The organism is Paenibacillus sp. FSL R5-0908, assembly GCF_038006245.1.
Taxonomy (GTDB): domain Bacteria; phylum Bacillota; class Bacilli; order Paenibacillales; family Paenibacillaceae; genus Paenibacillus_AQ; species Paenibacillus_AQ odorifer.
In genome coordinates, this window is the sequence record NZ_JBBOUV010000001.1 from 1,451,083 (window position 1) to 1,472,322 (window position 21,240).

Consider the following 21,240-nt stretch of genomic DNA (forward strand, 5'->3'; position numbering starts at 1 on the left):
AGACATCATATGTAAATAAGGACTGGAATAATTATGTTAGAACAATATCAAACGGTACGCTCTTCCGGCTCAAAGGAAGTTGTGATCCGTAAATCTCGCTTCATTGGTCATGTTATGCCAGTGGAGAATGAAGAAGAAGCTTTGTTGTTTATCGAGGACATCAAGAAGAAACATTGGAACGCAACGCATAACTGTTCTGCTTATGTGATTGGGGAGAGAGACGAAATCCAGAGGCAATCGGACGACGGGGAGCCGAGTGGTACAGCCGGCAAACCGATTTTGGAAGTAATCCGCAATCAGGGAGTTAAAAATGTCGCAATCGTAGTTACCCGTTATTTCGGAGGCATTATGCTGGGTGCCGGTGGGCTGATTAGAGCTTATACGGATGGAGCAGTGCTTGCGCTTGAAGCAGGAGAAGTAATCACCCGTGTACTGAGACGAGAGGTATTCGTAGAGATCGAGTACACTTGGCTGGGCAAGGTTGAGAACGAACTTCGAGGAAGAGGGATTCAGACTGGCGAGACTTTGTTCACCGACAAAGTAACGCTGTTATGTTTGCCGCGAAATGATGAGGGTGAGACTTTTATGGCATGGATGACAGATCTAACCCAAGGGCAAGCCCTGATAACAGAAGGGCGGCGGATTTACTACAGCGAAGGGGATTAGTATATGGCAAGGAGAGCAGTGGAGCAGGAGTTGTCGAGGGAAAGGATTCTAGAGGCCGCTAGGCATCTGTTTATAACCAAAGGGTATCGGGCAATTTCAATGCGAAGTATTGGTCAGCATTTGGGATATAGCCACGGCTCTCTCTATTATCATTTCAAGGAAAAGGCGGAGTTGTTCTACGCTATTGTTGTAGAGGATTTTAATCATGTGGCTGCTTTACTCAGCCAAGTAATGAATAAACCGCCTGAAGAAGGAATGACAAGGGTAGAACAGCTGATTATGGAATTTATTAGATTTGGAATAGATCACCCCTATCAATATGAAATTATGTTCATGATTCGCGATGAGGAATTGCTAGCTTATTGTAGAGCAGAACAGGGACGATGTTTTGATTTATTCTCAAGTATTGTGCGCCGTCATATGAAGGAAGAGGGATATGTGTCTGAGGACTGGCAGAATGTGCCGTTAACAATGTTCTTGTCTGCACACGGATTCATTTCTTATTATATCCAGGATAAAGTATCATTTGACGATGTGAAAGAGGCAGCGTTAGCTCATATAAAGGTTTTATGTCGCAGCCTTTAACATGCTGTTTTTTTTATAGATCTTCACTTTAAAGCTGTGCATTGGTATAACACTGCTTCTCTGCTTGATGAAAGTATTACTAGACTCTAGTTATTATCAAAATGGCCGCTCCGCAGCGATAACGGAAGCGGCCATTTGTATGTTTATTATCCCTCTACTATTTTTAAGAAACATTGCCGGCGTCTAGGGCCATCGAACTCACAGAAATAAATACCTTGCCAACGACCGAGAATTAATTCACCTTCGTGGATGATCAGGGTCTGGGAAGGCCCGGTCGTAATAGATTTAAGGTGAGAGGCAGTATTGCCTTCCGCATGCCGATACTTGGGATGCTCCCAAGGGTAGACCTCATCCAAACGCATCAGAACATCATGCTTCACATCAGGATCCGCATTTTCATTAATAGCAATACCAGCAGTGGTATGGGGACAATAAACTACAATCAATCCGTCTTGAATTCCACTTTTTTTTACATAAGAAATGACTTCCCTAGTAATATCACGTAATTCATCCCGCTTTGTAGTAGTGATCTCCAGAGTATGCAACATAATACATTCCCCTTCCTGTGAGGTGCCATTTTTAGTGTACCTTTGATACCTATATTTTAACCCAAATTCACTTGAAAGTAATTGACGGCGGTGAGAAGGATTTGGTAAAGTAGTAATAATATAAAACCAAGTATATAAATAGGAATAATTAATGAGGATTTTGGTTAGTATACCGACCGGTTATCCGGAGGTGGGAGGGCAAAAATCATTGAATTCGCTGCTTAGACACAAAGGCTGGACTTGGGGTTTCCGAACTACAATTTTGCTCTATTTTGTAGTATTGATCGTGTTGCCCATACTCGGGGTCTATTACAACTCTTTTTCTCTTGGTTTTGGCAATTTTGTGGAAAGCGTCAGCGACCCAATTGCTTGGAAGTCGGTGCTGCTAACCTTAAAGCTGGCGATTATCGCTACTTTAATTAATGTCTTGTTAGGAACTATGATTGCTTGGGTCCTTATTCGTTATCAATTTGCTGGTAAAGCGCTGCTAAACAGTCTGGTCGATTTACCTTTTGCACTGCCAACAGCTGTCGGAGGTTTGATGATTCTACTGCTGCTTGGACCAGGGAGCCTTATCGGCAAAGCAGCTGAGGCACTTGGATTTGAAATTGTTTTTCATCAACCGGCTATCGTAATTGCTATGGTGTTCGTGACGTTTCCATTCGTGATTCGAGCGGTTCAGCCCTTGCTGGAGGAGTTGGATCCATCCGAAGAGGAAGCAGCATATACAATGGGTGCCAAGGGGGCAAGGGTATTCTGGCAAGTTATTCTTCCATCAATGGCGCCTGGGATGATCAGTGGTGGGATGCTCGCATTTTCTAGAGCACTTGCGGAATTTGGTGCAGTGGTACTCGTCGCAGGTAATATTCCGGGCCGTACGCTTGTATCTTCTGTTTTTATTTTTGGTGAAGTTGAAAGTGATAATCCGGTCTCCGCCGCAGCGGTTTCTGTTATTCTCTTGACCTTATCCTTTCTCATTCTTTGGCTGATTAATATGCTGCAGATGCGGGGGAGACGCTCATGAGAAAATTATGGATTGCTCTTACTTATTTAGTGTTTTTTCTGCTGATTGCTGCTCCATTAGGAAAAATGGCTATTGGTGCTTTTAGTGAAGGATTTGGTGGTTTCTGGAATGCTCTGACTAGGCCCGAAGCGCTGCATGCGCTTATGATGACTGGGCTTGTTGTGATAGTAGTTACGTTATTAAATACATTGTTCGGTATTATGATGGCTCTGTATCTTGTTCGGGCGAACTGGATCGGCAAGCGTCTAAAAGGATTATTGAACAGTATTGTGGATTTGCCTTACGCGGTATCCCCTGTAATCGGAGGATTGATGATTGTCCTGTTGCTGGGTCCCGATAGTACCTTGGGAGCGATTTTTGAGGGGATTGGACTAAAGATCGTTTATGCGATTCCCGGGATGATCATTGCCACTTTATTTGTTACCTTTCCTTTAATGGTGCGCGAGGTGATGCCGGTGCTTCAGGAGATTGGTTCACAGCAGGAGGAAGCGGCTTCGACATTGGGCGCTCGTAGCTGGACTATTTTTTGGAAGGTAACTTGGCCTTCGATTCGTTGGGCGGTTGTGTATGGTGTCATTCTTACGGTGGCACGTTCACTTGGAGAGTTCGGCGCGGTGCTCGTAGTTTCGGGGAACATTATGAACAAAACTCAGACGGCGACAACTTTAGTCTATCAGGATGTTGAGAATTTTAATGTGACGGCTGCTGGAGGAATAGCGCTAGTTCTGGCTGCATTTTCCGCAGGTCTGCTGCTGTTGATGGAATGGACCAAGAGAAGAAAGGAAGTGCAGTAATATGCATGTAGAAGTGCGGGGGTTAAACAAGCATTTTGGAGATTTTCATGCGGTCAAGGACGTCAATTTCACCATTACAAAAGGTCACCTGATTGGTTTGCTCGGCCCAAGTGGAGGCGGGAAAACCTCAATTCTACGTATGCTGGCGGGACTGGAGTCACCGGATACCGGAGAGATTATTTTTCATGGTCAGACGGTGAACAATCTTCCTCCTCAAGAACGTGGGATCGGCTTCGTCTTCCAGAACTATGCACTCTTCAAACATATGACTGTATTTGATAATATCGCTTTTGGCTTAAAGGTTAAAAAGGCTAACAAAACAGCTATCCGCGATCGCGTTATGGAACTTGTAGAGCTTACAGGGTTAAAAGGGTTCGAGAAACGTTATCCGCATCAGCTATCAGGGGGACAACGTCAGCGTGTGGCTTTTGCACGTGCGCTTGCGCCTGAACCACAGCTGCTGCTTTTAGATGAACCTTTTGCCGCTATTGATGCGAAGATCCGCCAGGAGCTGCGCGCTTGGTTGCGTGAATTGATTGAGCGTGTAGGTATCACCTCTATTTTTGTAACCCATGACCAAGATGAAGCGATTGAAGTAGCGGATGAAATTATGATCATTAATCAAGGACGCTTGGAACAAAAGGGTACCCCGTGGGATATTTACAAGGAACCCAAAACACCGTTCGTGGCAACGTTTATCGGCGAATCTACGCTGATTGAGAACGCTTCTGAGGTTAAAGGCTTTACAGGTGCGGGGGACGGCAAACCTACCAAAGCGCTGATTCGTCCTGAATATATTGAAGTGGGAAACCTGCATGAGTTCAAGATGGCTTCTGCTACGGAAAAAGGTGTTGTGAAACATCTGCATTTCCGCGGCAGCGAATGGCTCGTTGAGGTTGAAGTAAATGGCCACAAGCTGGTCACCTACCGTTCGTTGGAGAAAGAAACCTTGCAGCCGGGTCAGGAAATCTCAGTACTGGTACATCGGGCTTATCTGTTTAATGATGAGCGCAGCTGGATCCAGGAGAACAACCTGAAAGAAGATCCAATGCCGATTTTTATTTAAAAATAAATAAAATGATTTTCAATTTTTTTGGATAGTTGCGAATGTGATTCGCTAGGATTAGAGGAACTGATGTGAAGGTCAGAAGTAATGAAGTGGAAGTTTGGAACTGTAGGAGCGGAGCGACCGCCTTTGTTTCCGGATCTAATCCGCTGAGGATATAAAATTAATAAATCTGGGAACAACAGCGGCCGAAAGTCCAAACATTCCGCGTAATTACGGCAAATACCAAACGTGGGTTACTTGAATTTTAAGTTTCAGCCATAGAGCTACTTTCAAGGAAATATTAAAAATCATTACCTCGAAGGATGTGGGCCGCAATGAATGTCAAAAGGAGCAGACAACTGCACGGATGTTTTGCTGCCCTAATGCTGGCCATACTCACGCTGACAGCAGTCGGTTGCGGGAATGAGAAGGCAGCTACGACGATGGTAGAGCCTTCGAAGCAAGGGGATGTTACGCTGGTAATTGGCGCATACAGTGTGGCTAAGGATGCGATGCAGGATATTTTGCCGTTATTTGCTGCCAAGTGGAAGGCGGATACGGGTCAGGATATTAATTTTCAGGAGTCTTATGAGGCTTCAGGGACACAGGCGCGAGCGATTGTAGGTGGATTTGAAGCGGATGTGACGCTGCTAGCTATGGAAGGTGATGTCGAGAAGCTAGTTAAGGCTGGACTCGTAGCGCCGACATGGAAAGAGCAGGGTGAACAAGGCATGGTGACACGTTCAGTAGTAGCTCTTGGTACCCGCGAGGGAAATCCTAAAGGCATTCGCGATTTTGCGGACTTAGCCAAGCCGGGGATTAAAGTATTATATCCAAACCCGAAGACCTCTGGTGGTGCGCAATGGGATATCAACGCGATCTATGGGGCTGGTCTGAAGCTGTCAGAGGAGCAGGAGGGCGCAAAGGATCCAGCAGCAGCCAAAGCTTTTTTGGAAAGCATTCATGCCAATGTAGAGTCTCTGGATAAGAGTGGCCGCGCTTCTATGGCAGCCTTCGAGTATGGAGTGGGGGATGTAATTGTCACCTATGAGAATGAACTGCTGGCGCGGATTGCCCAGGGAGTCAAATACGAAGTTATTATTCCTAAAAATACAATTCTGATTGAGAATCCGGCGGCTGTCGTAGAGAAATATGCGGATGAGCATGGGACACGCATAGCATCAGAAGCACTGGTTGATTTTTTGATAACCCCACAGGCACAAGAGATCTTTGCAAAATATGGCTTTCGTCCCGTGGATAAACAAGTCTATGCCGAGCACAAAAGCGATTACCCTGATCCGGCGGGCCTCTTTGATATTAACTATTTAGGAGGCTGGGATGAGGTGCGAAGCTCACTTTATTCCAAGCGTGGAATTTGGTATCAGGTACTTGCCGGAATATAAGGTAGAGGTATAGTAAAAAGTCATCCCAACAGTTCTTCTGTGGTGAGGATGGCTTTTTTTGGTGGGTCTCTTTAAGATAGAGAGAGGGTAATTTAGATTTAAGACTTCGTTGATGAGAACCTGAAGGAGAGATAGCAGATGGATACGTTGGTGTTTTTGGGTACAGGGGATGCCATGGGGGTTCCTCGGGTATATTGCAGCTGTGTGACCTGTACAGAGGCAAGGGAACAGGGTAAGAATATTCGCCTACGCTCTTCTGTACTTATAGATAATGGCAGTGATTTTTTAGTGATCGATTGTGGGCCTGACTGGCGGCGTCAGATGGAGGCGCAGGGAGTACGCAATATGCGCAGACTTCTGGTGACACACGCTCATTTTGATCATATTGGTGGGCTGCCGGAATGGGCGGATTCTTGCCGCTGGATGGGATATAAGGGCCAGCTCTATGCCCCAGCAGAAGTAATTCCGATTATAGAGCGGCAATATCCATGGCTGCGCAATCAGATCGAGATGATTCCTTGTGATGAAGGCATAGAGCTAGACGGCTGGACAATAGATACCTGGAAAGTGAACCATGGCAAGAATGGATACTCGTATGCTTTTCGTCTGGAGAAGGAGGGCTATGTATGGGTGTATTGTCCAGATTCGATTTCTCTTGGAGCTGAAGAGACACGCCTGATGCATGGAGCTGACTTGCTGGTATTAGGTACAAGCTTCTATTACGAAGCCGCGGAGTTATCCACTCGTTCTGTATACGATATGACGGAAGCGGCGGAGCTACTGCAAACGGTGAAGCCTCAAAAGGCAATTTATACCCATATGTCGCATGATGTGGATATGAGAAAATCATATATTTTACCGGAAAATGTTACGCTGGCCGAAACGGGGATGAGAATACCCTTAGGGTCTTCGGAGATCGGCTGAAATTTAGATAAAAAAGAAAACTCCCTTCTTTTGCTGGAAGGGAGTTTTCATGATCCTATTTAAACCTGTTATATTCCGCCTTGTTGAATCCGTTTAATTAACTCTTCAAGCTAAGAAATGGAGTGGTCCGCTTTAGCTGAGATATTCATTAAATCAAAAAGGGACATCATTCGGGCAACTTCCACCTGTTGATGTTCCTTTGTGATTTCTTTTGCATTCAGTTTTCAGATCCCCATTTATACTATATAATCAAAAAGCATATCGTATTATTTTTACATATTTAGAATAATTATCATCGTCAGAGGAGGCATATGAAGTGGCTGACTCCAAGGATCCATTCCTGCTTGATTTTCCCGAGAGTTTTGAAACAGAGAGGCTGCTCATTCGTGCCCCTGGCTTTTGCTCAAGTAATACCCCCACTAGAAGAATCAGAGAAAGTTAATAGAGAAGGCAGACTGGAGTTTCTAAAAAGGTATAAGCTACATATGCGTATTTTTAGAAGGGATACGGAGGGTTTTATCGGCTGCATTAGCCTGCATCATCTAAACTGGGAACTCCGCAGTTTTGAGATTGGTTATTGGATCCGGAGCACCTGTGCAGGCAAAGGATATATGACAGAAGCCGTAAATGGAATCACCAATTTTGCCATACGTGCGGGTTTTACACTGGAAGGGATCCTGCGCAGTGCGAGTCTTGGGTATGACGGGGAACGGCATGATAATAAGGTGTTCGCTAAGGTTAGAGGTATAGAATTTTAAGTGAGAGGGCTGGTTCTTTGAAGCAAAAAGGCGTATTTTCAAGATTAAGTACATATATGTTAAGGCACAAGCTTTTGTATACGATTTTATTATTTACGACTTTATTTGGGATTGTTCTAGATTTAACGATTGCTTGGCTGCTCTCAGTAATTACGGATGCTGCGGTTAGACTCGATGTGAAAGCTTTTAAAGGGCTGGTTATTTTCGGATTAATCTACTTATTAGTGAGTGCAATTAATGGTTTTATCGATCGATATTTCAAAAATAAAATCTCTGCCAAGATCAGAAATGAGCTGCGGTTGGATATGATGCGGCATGCCTTAGCTCTTCCTCAGTCTTATTTTGACCGTAATCATTCCGGGGATTTGTTGTCCCGCTTTACCAATGATAATCAATCTGTGGGTAATGCTACAGGCGAAGTAATGATTGATCTAATCCGTAACCCTTTACTAGCCCTTGCGGCTTTTGGTTATTTGCTCTATATTAACTGGCTACTGGCATTGATCTGTTTTGCAATGGGGCCTTTGATGTTCCTTACGGGAAAAATCTTCGGTTCAGCGATGCGTGAGAACAGTGTGAAGATTCAGACTAATATGAGCAAGATTACTTCCTTTTTACATGACATTCTAGGCAGTAGTATGGTGTTTAAATCCTTTAGCATTGAACGCAGACTAATGAAGCAGTATCAGGAGCATAGTGAGAATATTACTTCTGAAGAATTGAAGCGGGGAAGAATTGAGGGAGCTACTGGCTCATTCTCCTCTTTTTTGGGAAACTTTACGTTTCTTCTGGCGCTGGTCGTGGCTGGTTATTTTGTGGCAAAAGGATCACTTGAGGTCGGTGCGATGATTGCTTTCATCCAGCTCATGAATTATTTAGTAATGCCGTTCTCGTCATTGCCGGGACTGATCAATTCGATGCAGCAATCACTTGGGGCGGCGGGGCGGATCTTTGAAGTGTTGGATAGCCCGGTGGAGGTTGAGACCCTTCCAGAAGTGGACACAAAGCAACCAGAATTTGAGAGTTTGGTAATGTCGTCGATCTCTTTCTCGTATCCGGGAGCAGAGAGACAAAGTATAAACAAGATCAGCTTAGAGCTTCAAAAAGGAGCACAGATGGCGGTTGTGGGACCCAGTGGTGGAGGGAAATCTACGCTTTTCAAACTATTGCTGGGATTGTATGAACCCGATGAAGGCGAAGTAATAATCAATGGGCAGCGGATCAACGAGATGAGTCTGGCTAAGCTTAGAAGTTATTTTTCCTATGTGCCGCAAGAGGCAGGTCTTTATACGGGAAGCATTCGTGATAATATCCGGAATGGAAATCCAGAGGCGGATGAGCAAGAAATCCTGGAAGCATTGCGAAAAGCGAATGCCTATGATTTTGTAATGGAATTGCCTGAGGGACTGGATACTGATATTGGTGAGGAAGGCTCACGACTGTCCGGGGGGCAACGTCAGCGGTTATCCATTGCAAGAGCAATTCTGAGAAACGCTCCTATTCTGCTGTTGGATGAAGCTACTGCTGCGCTTGACAATGAATCAGAAAAACTGGTGCAGCAGGCCATTCGTAAACTAATGGGAGACAAAACTACACTCGTTATCGCGCACCGTTTATCTACGATTCAGAACGCTGATATCATTCTCGTGATGGAGAATGGTGAAATTGTGGAGAGTGGAACGCATGATGTACTGCTTGCTGCCGGAGGAAGATATAATGATCTGTACTATTCTCAGCTAGAGCAGGAAGAAGAGAGTGGAATGGGACCCGAGAAAGTGGAATTAGCTTCTACAGGAGTTTGAGTGGTGGAATAAAAAAGGGTGTAGCAACGTCATGAAATATGGCGTTGCTGCACCCTTTTGCTTAAGGAAATTTAGTTTACTTTATTAAGAATGAATTTATCAATCGCATATTTCACGCCATCGTCATTGTTGCTTAAGGTCACGAAATCAGCAATTTCTTTCAGAGCAGGAATAGCATTCTCCATAGCGACGCCAAGTCCGGCAGCTTCCAGCATCTCATGGTCGTTCCAAGAATCACCTACAGCGATGGTCTCGGAAAGCTCACAGCCGTAATGTTTGGCTAGGAATTCAAGTGCAATGCCCTTGGTTCCTTCATGATGCATGATTTCTAGAAAGTGTGGTTTGGATTTGGTAATATGCACGGAATCACCAAGCAATTCATGCAGGATTGGAGCCAGTTCATCCAAGAAATCAGGATCATCGATAATTAGCATTTTTGGTGTTTTTTGCGGAACAAGCTTTTCCCAGTCAGGCTCAATAAAATATTGCGTTTTATTCAAGTCCGTATAGTCTTTGATCTTTTGGTTGTCTTCACGGGCATATAGCTTGTCGTCAATGTAAGTTTGCAAATGCAGATTATGCTCCACGCAGTAAGTGAACAGCTTGCGGACTGCATCTTGCGGGACGTAACGCTCATACAGTACTTTTTCATCGAGCAAGTTCTTAACGAGTGCACCCTGGTAAGTAATGATAGGTACGTTTAGTCCAGTTTGACGGGCAATGGCTTGAGCGGAAGCGTAAGCTCGGCCTGTAGCAAGGGTTACAACAACACCTGCGGCAACAGCCTCTTCAAGCGCAGTTTGGGTAGCGGGTGTTACTTCCTTGTCATCATTAATCAGAGTGTCATCAATATCAATCGCGATCAATTTGTACATTTGTCTCTCTCCTTATCTCTTTCTAAATAGATGTAATTTGGAAAAATAACTCTTCTTATGTTGATTCTGACCCGGTTCCGGGCTCAGCTCTGCCATAAGCATAGCCCCCAGAATACAACCACAACCGAGCAGAGCGGACAACCCGAGTGTTTCCCCGCCAAAGGCTAAACCCGTCAGAACGGCAAATACCGGTTCTGTGGCATAAATAATGGCTACCCGTGATGGGGTAGTATATTTCTGACAGGCGGTTTGAATCCAGAAGGCAAAAGCGCTGGTTGGCCCGATGGAGATCAGCAGAGCCCAAAGCACATCTGGGTCCTTAATCAGCTCCCCGCTGTGGGCGAGAGGTGTTGCCCCTTCAAAAATAAGCGAGGCAGCAATACTGAACAGCCCAACGAAAGCAAGCTGCAGAGTAGCTAGCGGCAACGCCGGATAATGAGGTGCATAAACGCCAGTATAGGCTACCTGTAACGCAAAAGCTATGGCACATAGAAGAATCAAGGCATCGCCTTTATTCAAGGATAATGCAGAGCCCGTGAAGGTCAACAGATAAAGCCCGATTGCGGCGAGTGCCGCACTGAACCAAGTGTATCGTGAAATCGCATGCTTCAATAAGGCTAGAGACAGAAAGGGTACTAGGACAACTGATAGCCCGGTAATAAAGCCGGTATTAGAGGTTGTTGTATATAGAAGTCCCATAGTCTGAAAGCCATAGCCCATAAACAAAAAAAGGCCAAGCAGCAGAGAATCGCGTACCATGCGGAAACTTAGCTGTTTCCAATCCTTGCTGTAAAAAATAACTGTGATTAGAGCCAGCAACAGGGCAGCGCCCATAAAGCGGATGCTATTAAACGCGAGCGGTGGCAGCACCTTGACAGCATTTTGTACAATCAGAAAGGTACATCCCCACATCATCGCCACCAATAGCAGGCTGGAATCGGCTATACGGGAACGCTTCACTACTTAGGTCATCCTTTCTTCAGCAGCTGCCGTCTCTATGTAGACGACAAGGACAAGTTGTCCAAATTGTATCGTATATTCATGGGGAGGACAAGATAGAAATCGCGTAAAGGCTTATAGACTAAGCGATTTCAGCGTTTTATGTAGACAAAAAAACCGGGTCTTGATATACTTCGATAACCGCACATTTGTTCTTGTTTTTGCATCTTAGAAAGGAGCGGTTTCACTATGATGGGCAGATCCCATTTAATTATCAGCACCGGGGTTACCCTATCTGTTATGAGTTTGATGGCCCATGAGATTACAATCCCGGTTATTGCCGTCGCGGCATTAAGCTCGCTCCTGCCAGACATTGATGAACCGAATTCGTTACTGGTACGCAAGGCGATTCCTGACTTTCTGCTCAGGGTACTACAGGTTGCTTTGATAGGAGCAGCAATTTATCTTTATTTTGCAGGAATCGTTGAAAGCCCTTGGAATATTGTACTGGCCCTACTTGTGGGGAGTGTGACTTTCCTGCCGGGAAGAAAGCTGCGGCATCTGGTGATGGTACTAATCGCTACTGCAGTATTTGCATACGGAGGTGCATATGATCCTTGGAACTACATAGTAGCTTGTATACTCGTAGTTACATCACTTGTCCCGCATCGTGGATTAACTCATACCTTATATGCTGTTGCAGGCTGGAGTACTTTATTGTATTTTGCTTCATCGGGTATACAGGATGGTGGCAGTCTATGGATAGCAGGCGGCATGTCTTATGCGCTTCATCTATTAGCCGACTCTCTCACCCAAAGGGGAATTACGCCCCTGCCACCCATTCCATTTAAGCTGCGTCTAAAGCTAATGAGTACAGGCACGAAAAAAGGTGGAGCTGTAGAGAATGTTTTTATCCTGCTGACACTCGCCCTAGTTGTATATGTATTTATACTTTCTCCTTGAGATTTACGGATATGAAGCACATAATGAATTACCGCTAGAACACACAGGAGGCGGCTGTTATGCGGGGGGATTCCTTAGTGAAGTGGTTTGGAAGATTGCAGATTCGTAATAAAATTATCCTTATTTTTATACCGTTGATCATTTTTCCATTGCTTGCTTTAGGCTTGCTCTCAGGGCAGATGTTCAGCCGATCGATGATCGAAAAGGCTAAGTACAATTTTAAAGATGAATCCAAGCTCATCATGCAGCAAATAGATACGATTGTAAAAAATACGGAGAGCAGTGCCAACATTATAACTACCGACATCCATCGGATGTATGCTGAACGTCCGTTGTTATCCTCGACAGTGGAGCAGACGCGGTTTCGCAATTTAATGCAGAGCCAGCTTTCTATCGATCTGATTATTTTTCCGGATGTCGATTCTGCTGTGTTCGTAGATACGGAAGGCCAGATTTATTCCTCTTACGCCTACGGTAATCCTAACGAGCAGAAGGTATTCAGCAGCGATATGCTGGAGAAGGCTAAAGAAAAAGGCAGCTACGGAGTCAACCGTTGGCTTCCCATGGAACAGAGGGATTATCTGGTTAGTGATCCGGCAGTTCCGGTGCTCACACTAAGTAAAGTCGTGTACAATCTTAAAACGGGCAACCTAATAGGTACATTATTTGTGAACGTAAAAGAAGATACTCTCTCTGCTTTTCTGGAAACCGCTAGAGAAACCTCTTCGGACAAGAAATATTTTGTAGTAGACGGAACGCAAAGGACCGTGTCTACACCTGATAAATCAAAGCTTCTACTGAAGCCTGAGGACAGACTGAACGGCAGTCTTAGGAAGACGGGAAGCTCTGTCTCGGAAATTATCGGCAGGGGGAGCGGGCGAGAGCTGGTCACAGTGACGTATTATGATAAGCTGAATTGGAAGCTTGTGAATACCATTTCGCTGCAAAAGTTAACCGCTGATATTCATCGCAATATAACGTTAACTATATTCGTGGGAATAGGATGCCTGTTACTGTCTCTGCTGCTTGCAGGAAAGCTGTCACAGATTATCGTAAATCCGCTTCTTCAGGTGACGAAGGCGATGCGTAAAGTAAGGGAAGGCGATCTGAATGTCACCTCACCAGTGACTACAGAGGATGAGACGGGGCTGATCTCCACCGTATTCAATTCTATGGTTGGTCGTATTCAGGAGCTGATGCGGACGATTACGAACGAACAAGTCCGGAAACGTGAATATGAACTAGCTCTGATTCATGCCCAGATCAAACCCCATTTTCTGTACAACACACTGGATACGATTTATGTACTCAACGATTTGGAGCTTAATGAAGCAGCTCGGGATACGACCAAGGCACTGGCAGACTTCTATCGGGTTGTTCTTAGCAAAGGGAACGAGGTTATTCCACTGTCCGAGGAAGTATCAAATGCAGCTGATTATTTGGCTATTATGCAGGTTCGCAACCCCGACGTATTACGTTACGAGATTAATATCCCGAAATCTCTCGAAGAAGTCAAGGTACCCAAATTGTCCCTGCAGCCGCTCATCGAGAATGCAATCTACCATGGATTAAAAACAAAGGGCAGTCAGGGGCTAATCTCAATAGAGGCTTATACACACGGAAAAGAAGTTATCATTACCGTGGAGGATAACGGTGTTGGCATGTCAGAGGAGCAGGTGTCCCGGATTGTAGAATACCGTTCACGAGAAGGAAAACCGTCATCCATTGGTATATACAGCGTTCATGAACGGATTAAGCTTTATTTTGGAGAATCATATGGCCTATCGGTGGAAAGTAAACTGGGAAAGGGTACTGTTATGAAAATGACAATTCCCGGAACAGAAGCGCAGGGGGGCAGCATAGATGTATAAAGTGATGGTTGTGGATGACGAGCCGCTGTTTCGTTATTATATGCGGACCAAGCTGGATTGGAGTAAATATGATTTCAGTGTCTGTGGTGAAGCGTCAAATGGCAGAGAAGCGCTGGAAGAAGCGGAACGGACGAAACCTGATTTGGCTTTAGTGGACATTAGCATGCCCTATATGGACGGTATGGAGCTGGTTACCCGGTTACAGACCAATGCTCCTGATATGCTGATTGTTTTTGTAACAGGGCACAATGAATTTGATTATGCGCAAAAAGCGATTCGCTTAGGTGTACAAGATTATTTATTGAAACCGTTTAACCAGCAAGAGTTTAACGAGATGATGATCAAGGTGAAGCAGCGCCTTCAGTCACATAAAATAGGTGCACGCAAAGCTGGGAAGCCGGAAATAATTGCAGAAGGAACGGCTTCCAATAAGCTCTTTCCACTCCAAATGGACGAGCAGAATTCCTCTGAAGGGATAGAGGAGTTCTCCTTTCCATCCAAAGAAATCACTCATCTTGGAATTCAGGATGCCATGCTGATGGCGTTAAAGATGGGGGATGGCGATGCAGCGGCGAAGGACATAAGCAAATTAATTGAGATTCTACGACGCCAGAGAGGGGGAGGCAGCTATTCCTTTACTCTATTAATGAGTATAGTATCCCTTTGCCTTGCCTATGCTGGAGAAAGAGGGATCAATCCGGAAAGTCTCTGGAAACCAGCAGGTTCATCAGAGCAGCGGCTACGGGAGATGGATAACTGGGATGAGACCGAAAGCTGGATAAAAGGCTTGTACAGTAAAGTCATTGATCAAGGTCGTGAGCACCGCCCCTCTAAGTCTTACAATTTATTCATTGCCGCCAAAGAGTACATCCGGGAGCATTATTCCGATTGTGAGCTGACAGTTGACCAGGTGGCGAATGGCGTGTATGTAGATACCAGCTATTTACGGAAGGTTTTTCGAAAAGAAGGTGGAATCTCTGTACTTGATTTCATTACCTATACTCGTATGAAGCAGGCCAAGGAACTGCTTGCTGGAGGAAATGTGAGACTATCTGAAATCGCCGGTAAAGTAGGCTATAATGATCCGAATTATTTCAGTAAATGCTTTAAAAAACACTATGGCATGCCGCCGTCTGAATTTGAGCAGCTGGCTGCCCGTTCCCGCCATATTGGCGTTAATAATGAAATTTAATAAACAAATTTGGTGGCGGCTCTCTGGTGAGGCCGCTTTCATTTTGTCCTGTTTATTACCGATTGTGCCCGATATGGCTCTTTTTGGGTCTTCAAGGCTCAAATATAATAGAAACAGGACGATGAAAACGCTAACAAATAGCGGATTCAACTAGCTCCACTAAATAGAGCATCAGAAAGGGGATTCATTATGAGCAACAAGTTATTCAGAACACTGGGGGTTGCAACCGTTTTATCCTTAGCTTTCTCACTTACAGCCTGTGGTGGTAACAATGCCGGAAACGGTGGTTCAACCTCTGAAGGTTCCAATACGACCGCTGGGAATACCGATAAGAAAATTCAAATAAAAATTTATGCACAGCATTTTGACGAAGATACTTCAAAGCCATTTGATTATGCCGTAGAGGAATTAAAAAAGGAAATGCCGGAGGTGGAGATTGTACTGGATGAGGCTGTTCAAGATGGCTACCAGAAGCTGAAAACATATGCCGCGACTGGGAACATGCCGGATATTTATGAAACAGACTGGCCTACGCTGCAAACCTTCGCCAAATCTAAAAATGTCGAGCTGCTTGATGAATACCAAGCCACCAAAGATTTCAAAGCGAATCTAAACACAGGGAATGAGTCCCGTCTGATTGCCCCAGACGGTCATGTATACGCATTCCCGTATACGGGAATTGAATTCCAAATGTTGTTTTACAACAAGGATATCTTTAAAGAGGTAGGCATAGAGATGCCGATCAAGACGATCGATCAGCTGGCTGAAGCGGCTAAGAAGCTTTCTACAGCAGGGTATACACCGCTCTCCATTTTCGCGAAGGAGAAATGGATCACTACTTCCTTCTATAGCGGACTTGTGACTCGTGAGGAGACGAAAGGGTTTGGCCCACTCGAAACGAAGGGAACGACAACATTGCCTTCGCCTTATGTAACAGCAGCAGAACAAATGAAGAAGCTGGAAGAAGCAGGCTTGTTCGACGTCAATGCTACGAATACCAATTATGATCAAGCTTCCTCTTTGTTCTACCAAGGAAAAGCTGGCATGTTCGTCAACGGGCAGTGGGAAATCTACAGCAGTGCTGAGAAGCTTGGGGATAAAGTGGATTGGATGTACTGGCCAGCTAAGGACGAAGCGACTTATGAGAACAACAAAATGTACATTAACGGTGCAGGAGGTCCTGGTGGCTTTGCCGTTTCTCCAAGCAGCAAGAATGTAGAGACTGCAGTGAAAGTAGCTAGTTTCATCGCACAAAAATATAGCGAATACAAATATACACAGCTGGGTAGCCCGATCGTAGCGACTAAAGTGGATAAAGAAATGACCGGTGAAGTGCCTGCCATGATGAAAAGAATCGCTGAAGAAGTGCTGCCAAACGTGAAGGGTTACGCTAATGCGGTAAGCAGTGTTCAAATTAAAAATGCACTGGACGACAATACACAAAATATGTTGATCGAAGGATTCTCGGCTAAGCAGTTCACGGATAACATGAACCGAGTGCTGAACAAAGAAAATAAATAATTAGAGAAATAAAATAAATAAAAATTGGTCCATGCCCTGCAGCTCACCCGGGTCGAGCCCTTATATCGGCTGAGCTGCGTGGCAAGGAAGGAGTGGAATCTTACCGCATGCATAAATACTTAGGTAATAAGAAAGCCATAATGCTGTTTCTGCTTCCCGCTCTGTTGATTTATAGCGTAGTGATTATCTATCCGGTGCTGCAATCCTTTTATCGTAGCTTTTTCGAGTGGGACGGGCTCAGTACGGCTACTTTTAACGGATTTTCCAACTATGTAGAGATGTTTGATGATCCATTGCTTTTGACATCCCTTCGTAACGGCCTGATTTTTGCACTGGTACTCGCTGTATTTCAGATCGGATTGGGAACCATTCTTGCGCTTGCCTGTGCCGATCCGCGAATCAAAGGGCGTAAGTTGTTGAAAACAGCTTATTTTATTCCCGTAGTTCTGTCGGTTACGGTTGTTTGTCAGCTATGGATTGCCATCTACGATCCGAATAACGGATTGATCAATAGGCTTTTTGAAATTTTGCATATTCCTTATCCACAAAACTGGCTCACTTCGCCAACCACATCCATTATTGCGATTGCCTTTGTTAATGCTTGGCAGTTCATGGGTTACCAGTTCAGTCTTTTATATGCGGGGGTTAAATCTGTCCCTGAGCAGTACATGGAAGCTGCCACGATTGACGGTTGCTCCAAATGGATGGCGCATCGTAAGGTGACGATTCCAATGATGAAGGAGACGTTCAAATTCTGTCTGATCATTGCCATTACTTCAGGAATCGGTGCTTTTGTACAAATGTTGATTATGACTAACGGCGGACCGGGAACGAGTAACTATACGCTTACCTTTATGATTTATCGTTATGCATTCTTGGAAAGCAACTACGGCTATGCCTGTGCGGTATCGGTTGTGCTTGTCCTTCTGTCGCTTCTGGCCACCATTATTATCAACAAGACATTTGACCGAAATGAAGCATAAGGCAGTACGCCGGAAAGGAAAAGGAACGTTATGAAAAAAGTGAGAGCATTGCTCATACAGCTTCCCTTATGGATTTATTTTATCATTTCCATCTATCCGCTATTATGGATGATTTCTTATTCTCTGAAAAATAACGATGAGATTTTTGTCACCAACCCTTTCGGATTTCCGACTAATTTCCGGATTGAAAACTATGTGGCCGCTTGGTCACAGTTCAATATACCGCGATATTTTACGAATAGCTTGGTAGTCTCTACGATTTCAACGCTACTTATTATCATATTATCGCTGATGTTCTCATTCGCAATTTCCCGGCTGCGGTGGAGATTCCGTGAAGGGGTCAGATTGTATATGACGATCGGAATGTTCATGCCGCTGCAGGTAATTATGATTCCACTGGCTATACTCGTGCGGGATTTACATCTGACGAATACCTACGGTGGGCTGATTGTTCCTTATGTCGCCATTGGGTTGCCGTTCTCTTGTCTGGTATTCTACGGCTTTATGAAGGGGATCCCTGGGGAGCTGGAGGAATCCGCTTGTATGGACGGTGCTAATGTATACCGGATGTTTCTGCAGATTATTGTGCCGGTTGTAACACCAGCTGTCGCAACAGTAGCCATTTTTCAATTTCTGAACAACTGGAATGAATTTTTGCTGGCTTATATTCTGATCTCTGATGAGGGGATGAAAACACTGCCGCTGGGTCTATTGTTCTTCCAAGGCCAATACAGCACAGACTGGGGTGGCATGGGGGCGGTTATGACGATGGCGAGTCTGCCAATGGTTATTGTCTATTTGTTCTTTAGTGAGCAGGTAGAACGGGCAATGACAGTTGGATCTGCTGTAAAAGGATAAAGCGAAGAGTATTAATTCATGCAAAAGAGGACTTCTGGCAAATGCGCAGGAGTCCTCTTTTTGATTCAAATCATGACCAGTGAATTCATCCTATTCCTCTAGGAAGACCAATCCGATAAAATCCTCCGGCTCAATACGACCGAAATAATGCTTCAAATCGAGATCAGCTAATGCTTCTCTAACCTCAGCCTCGTCATAACGTTTGCCACGAAGTGCATTTTCAACATCTACTACGTCACCGACTCCGAAGAAGTCACCATAAATTTTGATGTCTTTAATAAGGGAATCTTCAATATCCATCCGAATATCAATAATTCCGGCAGGGAATTTGCGTGTGTGCTTAACGTTGCTTTTTGGTGACAGACCGTAGTTCCAGTCCCAGTTCTGGTAATGCTCCTTGGAGATCTCGTTAATTTTGTCCCAGTCGGCTTGTTGCAGCTTGTACTGAGGAACCTCAGAAGGGTCCATACCAAAGATCGAACGCAGCAGGCCGGCGCGGAACTCCTCGATCGTCATATCTGTACCCAGCAGCTCTTTGATATTCGCTACACGGCTGCGTACGGATTTGGTACTCTTTGATTTAAACTTCTCTGGATTTACTTTTAGAGAGGCTTGTACATCATCTAAATTAAGATTGAACATCAAGGTACCATGGCTGAACATACGTCCGCGTGTGGAGAACTGAGCGTTACCGGAAATCTTTTGCTCACCAACTTGCAGATCATTCCGTCCGCTTAGCTCGGCGTTAACACCCATGCTTTGCAGGTAATCGATGACCGGTTGGGTGAATTTCAAAAAGTTATGAAAGGATTGGCCGTCATCCTTGGTAATAAAGCTGAAGTTCAAATTTCCAAGATCGTGATAAACAGCTCCACCGCCGGATAGACGACGTACGACCTGGATATTATTATCTTTTACATACTCTTGGTTAATTTCTTCGATAGTATTCTGGTGTTTCCCTATGATGATGGATGGGCTGTTGATATAAAAAAGCAGGTAACTCTCGTCCATCGGCAAGTGCTTCAGCGCATATTCCTCAATCGCCAAATTGATGGATGCGTCAGTAATCCCTGTGTTATCAATAAAAAGCATAGTGAATTCCTCCGTCGCAGCAAAATTGATTACAACCTTCATTTTAAACCAAAAGCGGTTTTTTAACAAAAGAGATCACATTATTGAGATTCATGTCGGTTTGAGGGAAGCGGGGGATTTAGCTGATTCCTTCTGCGAAAGCATTGACGTTCTTCCGGCAAAGAGGCAATAATGGTGGCAATGACATACATATCGTGCTAGAGAAAGTAGATAGAGGGAGTGTAATTATGCTTGAAAAATATGGGCATGGCGGTGATTTGCTGACGGCAGCGGAGCTCTATGGAGAAGCTGGGGGCACATTTCTCGACTATAGTGCCAACATCAATCCGCTCGGTCCTCCACCGCAAGTTTTGGAGCTGCTCAGAACAGCACTGTCGACGGTGGTGGCATATCCGGATCCTGGACACCGACGCTTTAAACGTCTGCTGGCGGAAAATCTTGGCGTAGATAATAGCTGGTTAACTGTAGGCAACGGAGCAGCGGAATCTATGGCTTTGCTGCTGCTGGCGATAGCTCCGCAAAAGGTTGGCATCGTGGAGCCTTGTTTCTCTGAGTATCAGCAGCTTTCTATACAATTTGGCGCTGAAGTATTATCGGTTCAGGGGACAAAGGAACAGCATTTCCGCGCTGGAGTGGAGGAGATTGCCGGGCTGCTTGAACAGGTGGAGCTGTTATTTCTCGGACAGCCGAATAATCCCAATGGCGTTCAGTATGCGGTGGAGGAACTGCGCTTGTTAGCGCAGAAGGCTGAAAGCTGTGGGACTTATTTGGCTGTGGATGAAGCTTTTATTGACTTTATCCCGGAGTCAGAGCGAAATACACTCCTGCCGGAGCTGGAGCGGTTTCCGCATACGGTTCTGGTGCGGTCGATGACGAAGTTTTATGCGATTCCCGGACTGCGTCTCGGGTTTGCAATTTCGCATCCGGAGCTGGCGAAGGCGATGAGCGGAAAGCAGGTCACCTGGAGTGTGAACGGCTTGGCGCTGCTGGCAGGGGAAGCCTGCCTTACAAGTGGACGTGACTATGAACAGCGCACGCGTGAGCTTATTGCAGCAGAACGCGAAACGCTGCGGCAGGGTCTTATGCAGCTGGGCTGCGATGTCCCACCGGGAGAAGCCAACTTTCTGCTCTGTGGTTTGCCATCACCATGGAGCGCGGCTGAGTTTCAGACTAGGCTTGGCCGCGCAGGTATACTAGTGCGCAGCTGCGCTATGTATTCAGGGTTAGGTGCTGAGCATATTCGAGTTGCCGTTAAGGGACATGAGGATAATGCCCGCCTTTTGCTGCAGATGGCGGAGATTCTAGCGACTAAGTGACAGGTGGATGTAGTCTTTAATGACTCTATGTGCGGAGCGAGCTGACAGTGCGATTGGCGGGGTATCCTTTCGCGGATG

The 21,240-nt window shown here is 45.2% G+C and carries 20 protein-coding genes; 16 read left to right on the forward strand and 4 right to left on the reverse strand.

The features are described from left to right. The first annotated feature begins 33 nt into the window (after nt 1-33). Both MKZ09_RS06520 and MKZ09_RS06525 read left to right on the forward strand, forming a co-directional pair. Nucleotides 34-666 (forward strand): YigZ family protein, encoded by a 633-nt coding sequence (locus tag MKZ09_RS06520; protein ID WP_076137551.1) that lies wholly within the window; start codon nt 34-36, stop codon nt 664-666. Nucleotides 667-669: 3 nt separating this feature from the next. After that, on the forward strand, nt 670-1,251 hold the full coding sequence (locus MKZ09_RS06525; protein ID WP_036681739.1) for a TetR/AcrR family transcriptional regulator: 582 nt from the start codon (nt 670-672) through the stop codon (nt 1,249-1,251). A gap of 146 nt (nt 1,252-1,397) precedes the next feature. Here MKZ09_RS06525 and MKZ09_RS06530 read toward each other — a convergent pair whose 3' ends face one another. After that, on the reverse strand, nt 1,398-1,799 hold the full coding sequence (locus MKZ09_RS06530) for a secondary thiamine-phosphate synthase enzyme YjbQ (protein WP_036681742.1): 402 nt from the start codon (nt 1,797-1,799) through the stop codon (nt 1,398-1,400). Nucleotides 1,800-2,007: 208 nt separating this feature from the next. Between MKZ09_RS06530 and cysT the strand changes: the two genes are divergently transcribed. The 7 genes from cysT to MKZ09_RS06565 all read left to right on the forward strand — a co-directional run bounded on the left by cysT (nt 2,008) and on the right by MKZ09_RS06565 (nt 9,552). Further along, on the forward strand, nt 2,008-2,823 hold the full coding sequence (cysT, locus tag MKZ09_RS06535) for a sulfate ABC transporter permease subunit CysT (RefSeq protein WP_038569140.1): 816 nt from the start codon (nt 2,008-2,010) through the stop codon (nt 2,821-2,823). Next, nucleotides 2,820-3,617, forward strand: coding sequence for a sulfate ABC transporter permease subunit (locus MKZ09_RS06540; RefSeq protein ID WP_076104839.1), 798 nt, complete (start codon nt 2,820-2,822; stop codon nt 3,615-3,617). Before cysT ends, MKZ09_RS06540 begins: the two co-directional genes overlap by 4 nt. Before the next feature lies 1 nt (nt 3,618). After that, entirely contained in the window at nt 3,619-4,683 is a 1,065-nt protein-coding gene (locus tag MKZ09_RS06545; RefSeq protein WP_076104838.1) for a sulfate/molybdate ABC transporter ATP-binding protein, read from the forward strand. Between the two features lie 317 nt (nt 4,684-5,000). After that, nucleotides 5,001-6,068 carry a sulfate ABC transporter substrate-binding protein gene (locus MKZ09_RS06550; RefSeq protein WP_076206560.1) on the forward strand — a complete coding sequence of 356 codons (1,068 nt, stop codon included), beginning with the start codon at nt 5,001-5,003 and terminating at the stop codon, nt 6,066-6,068. Between the two features lie 138 nt (nt 6,069-6,206). Next, on the forward strand, nt 6,207-6,992 hold the full coding sequence (locus MKZ09_RS06555; RefSeq protein ID WP_076137544.1) for an MBL fold metallo-hydrolase: 786 nt from the start codon (nt 6,207-6,209) through the stop codon (nt 6,990-6,992). Nucleotides 6,993-7,477: 485 nt separating this feature from the next. Continuing rightward, a complete protein-coding gene (locus MKZ09_RS06560; protein WP_305953778.1) occupies nt 7,478-7,750 on the forward strand; it encodes a GNAT family N-acetyltransferase in 273 nt (90 codons plus the stop codon). Nucleotides 7,751-7,767: 17 nt separating this feature from the next. Then, nucleotides 7,768-9,552 carry an ABC transporter ATP-binding protein gene (locus MKZ09_RS06565; protein WP_076206563.1) on the forward strand — a complete coding sequence of 595 codons (1,785 nt, stop codon included), beginning with the start codon at nt 7,768-7,770 and terminating at the stop codon, nt 9,550-9,552. A gap of 71 nt (nt 9,553-9,623) precedes the next feature. Here the strand turns inward: MKZ09_RS06565 and MKZ09_RS06570 are convergent, their stop codons facing one another. Both MKZ09_RS06570 and MKZ09_RS06575 read right to left on the reverse strand, forming a co-directional pair. Then, complete coding sequence (locus MKZ09_RS06570) at nt 9,624-10,427, reverse strand: Cof-type HAD-IIB family hydrolase (RefSeq protein WP_038569149.1); 804 nt, start codon at nt 10,425-10,427, stop codon at nt 9,624-9,626. 12 nt (nt 10,428-10,439) lie between these two features. Further along, complete coding sequence (locus MKZ09_RS06575; RefSeq protein ID WP_076206565.1) at nt 10,440-11,387, reverse strand: DMT family transporter; 948 nt, start codon at nt 11,385-11,387, stop codon at nt 10,440-10,442. Nucleotides 11,388-11,615: 228 nt separating this feature from the next. On the opposite strand from MKZ09_RS06575, the gene MKZ09_RS06580 reads away from it, so the two are divergent. The 6 genes from MKZ09_RS06580 (at nt 11,616) to MKZ09_RS06605 (ending at nt 18,754) form a co-directional block, all read left to right on the forward strand. Beyond that, nucleotides 11,616-12,329 (forward strand): metal-dependent hydrolase, encoded by a 714-nt coding sequence (locus MKZ09_RS06580; RefSeq protein ID WP_076128159.1) that lies wholly within the window; start codon nt 11,616-11,618, stop codon nt 12,327-12,329. 59 nt (nt 12,330-12,388) lie between these two features. Continuing rightward, nucleotides 12,389-14,200 carry a cache domain-containing sensor histidine kinase gene (locus MKZ09_RS06585; RefSeq protein WP_076206568.1) on the forward strand — a complete coding sequence of 604 codons (1,812 nt, stop codon included), beginning with the start codon at nt 12,389-12,391 and terminating at the stop codon, nt 14,198-14,200. Beyond that, the gene (locus MKZ09_RS06590) at nt 14,193-15,392 is read left to right on the forward strand and encodes a response regulator transcription factor (RefSeq protein ID WP_076206571.1); all 1,200 of its coding nucleotides are present in this window, start codon (nt 14,193-14,195) and stop codon (nt 15,390-15,392) included. Before MKZ09_RS06585 ends, MKZ09_RS06590 begins: the two co-directional genes overlap by 8 nt. Nucleotides 15,393-15,581: 189 nt before the next feature. Then, nucleotides 15,582-16,913, forward strand: a complete 1,332-nt coding sequence (locus tag MKZ09_RS06595) for an ABC transporter substrate-binding protein (RefSeq protein ID WP_052096834.1) — start codon at nt 15,582-15,584, stop codon at nt 16,911-16,913. 107 nt (nt 16,914-17,020) lie between these two features. Beyond that, a complete protein-coding gene (locus tag MKZ09_RS06600; RefSeq protein ID WP_076206574.1) occupies nt 17,021-17,896 on the forward strand; it encodes a carbohydrate ABC transporter permease in 876 nt (291 codons plus the stop codon). A 30-nt stretch (nt 17,897-17,926) separates the two neighbouring features. Then, nucleotides 17,927-18,754: a carbohydrate ABC transporter permease gene (locus MKZ09_RS06605; RefSeq protein WP_036681776.1), complete on the forward strand. Its 828-nt coding sequence runs from the start codon at nt 17,927-17,929 to the stop codon at nt 18,752-18,754. Nucleotides 18,755-18,844: 90 nt separating this feature from the next. Here MKZ09_RS06605 and MKZ09_RS06610 read toward each other — a convergent pair whose 3' ends face one another. Then, complete coding sequence (locus MKZ09_RS06610) at nt 18,845-19,846, reverse strand: lipoate--protein ligase (protein WP_076128152.1); 1,002 nt, start codon at nt 19,844-19,846, stop codon at nt 18,845-18,847. Between the two features lie 227 nt (nt 19,847-20,073). Here MKZ09_RS06610 and cobD point away from each other — a divergent pair, with 227 nt between their 5' ends. Beyond that, complete coding sequence (gene cobD / locus MKZ09_RS06615; protein ID WP_076206576.1) at nt 20,074-21,162, forward strand: threonine-phosphate decarboxylase CobD; 1,089 nt, start codon at nt 20,074-20,076, stop codon at nt 21,160-21,162. Nucleotides 21,163-21,240 lie beyond the last annotated feature (78 nt).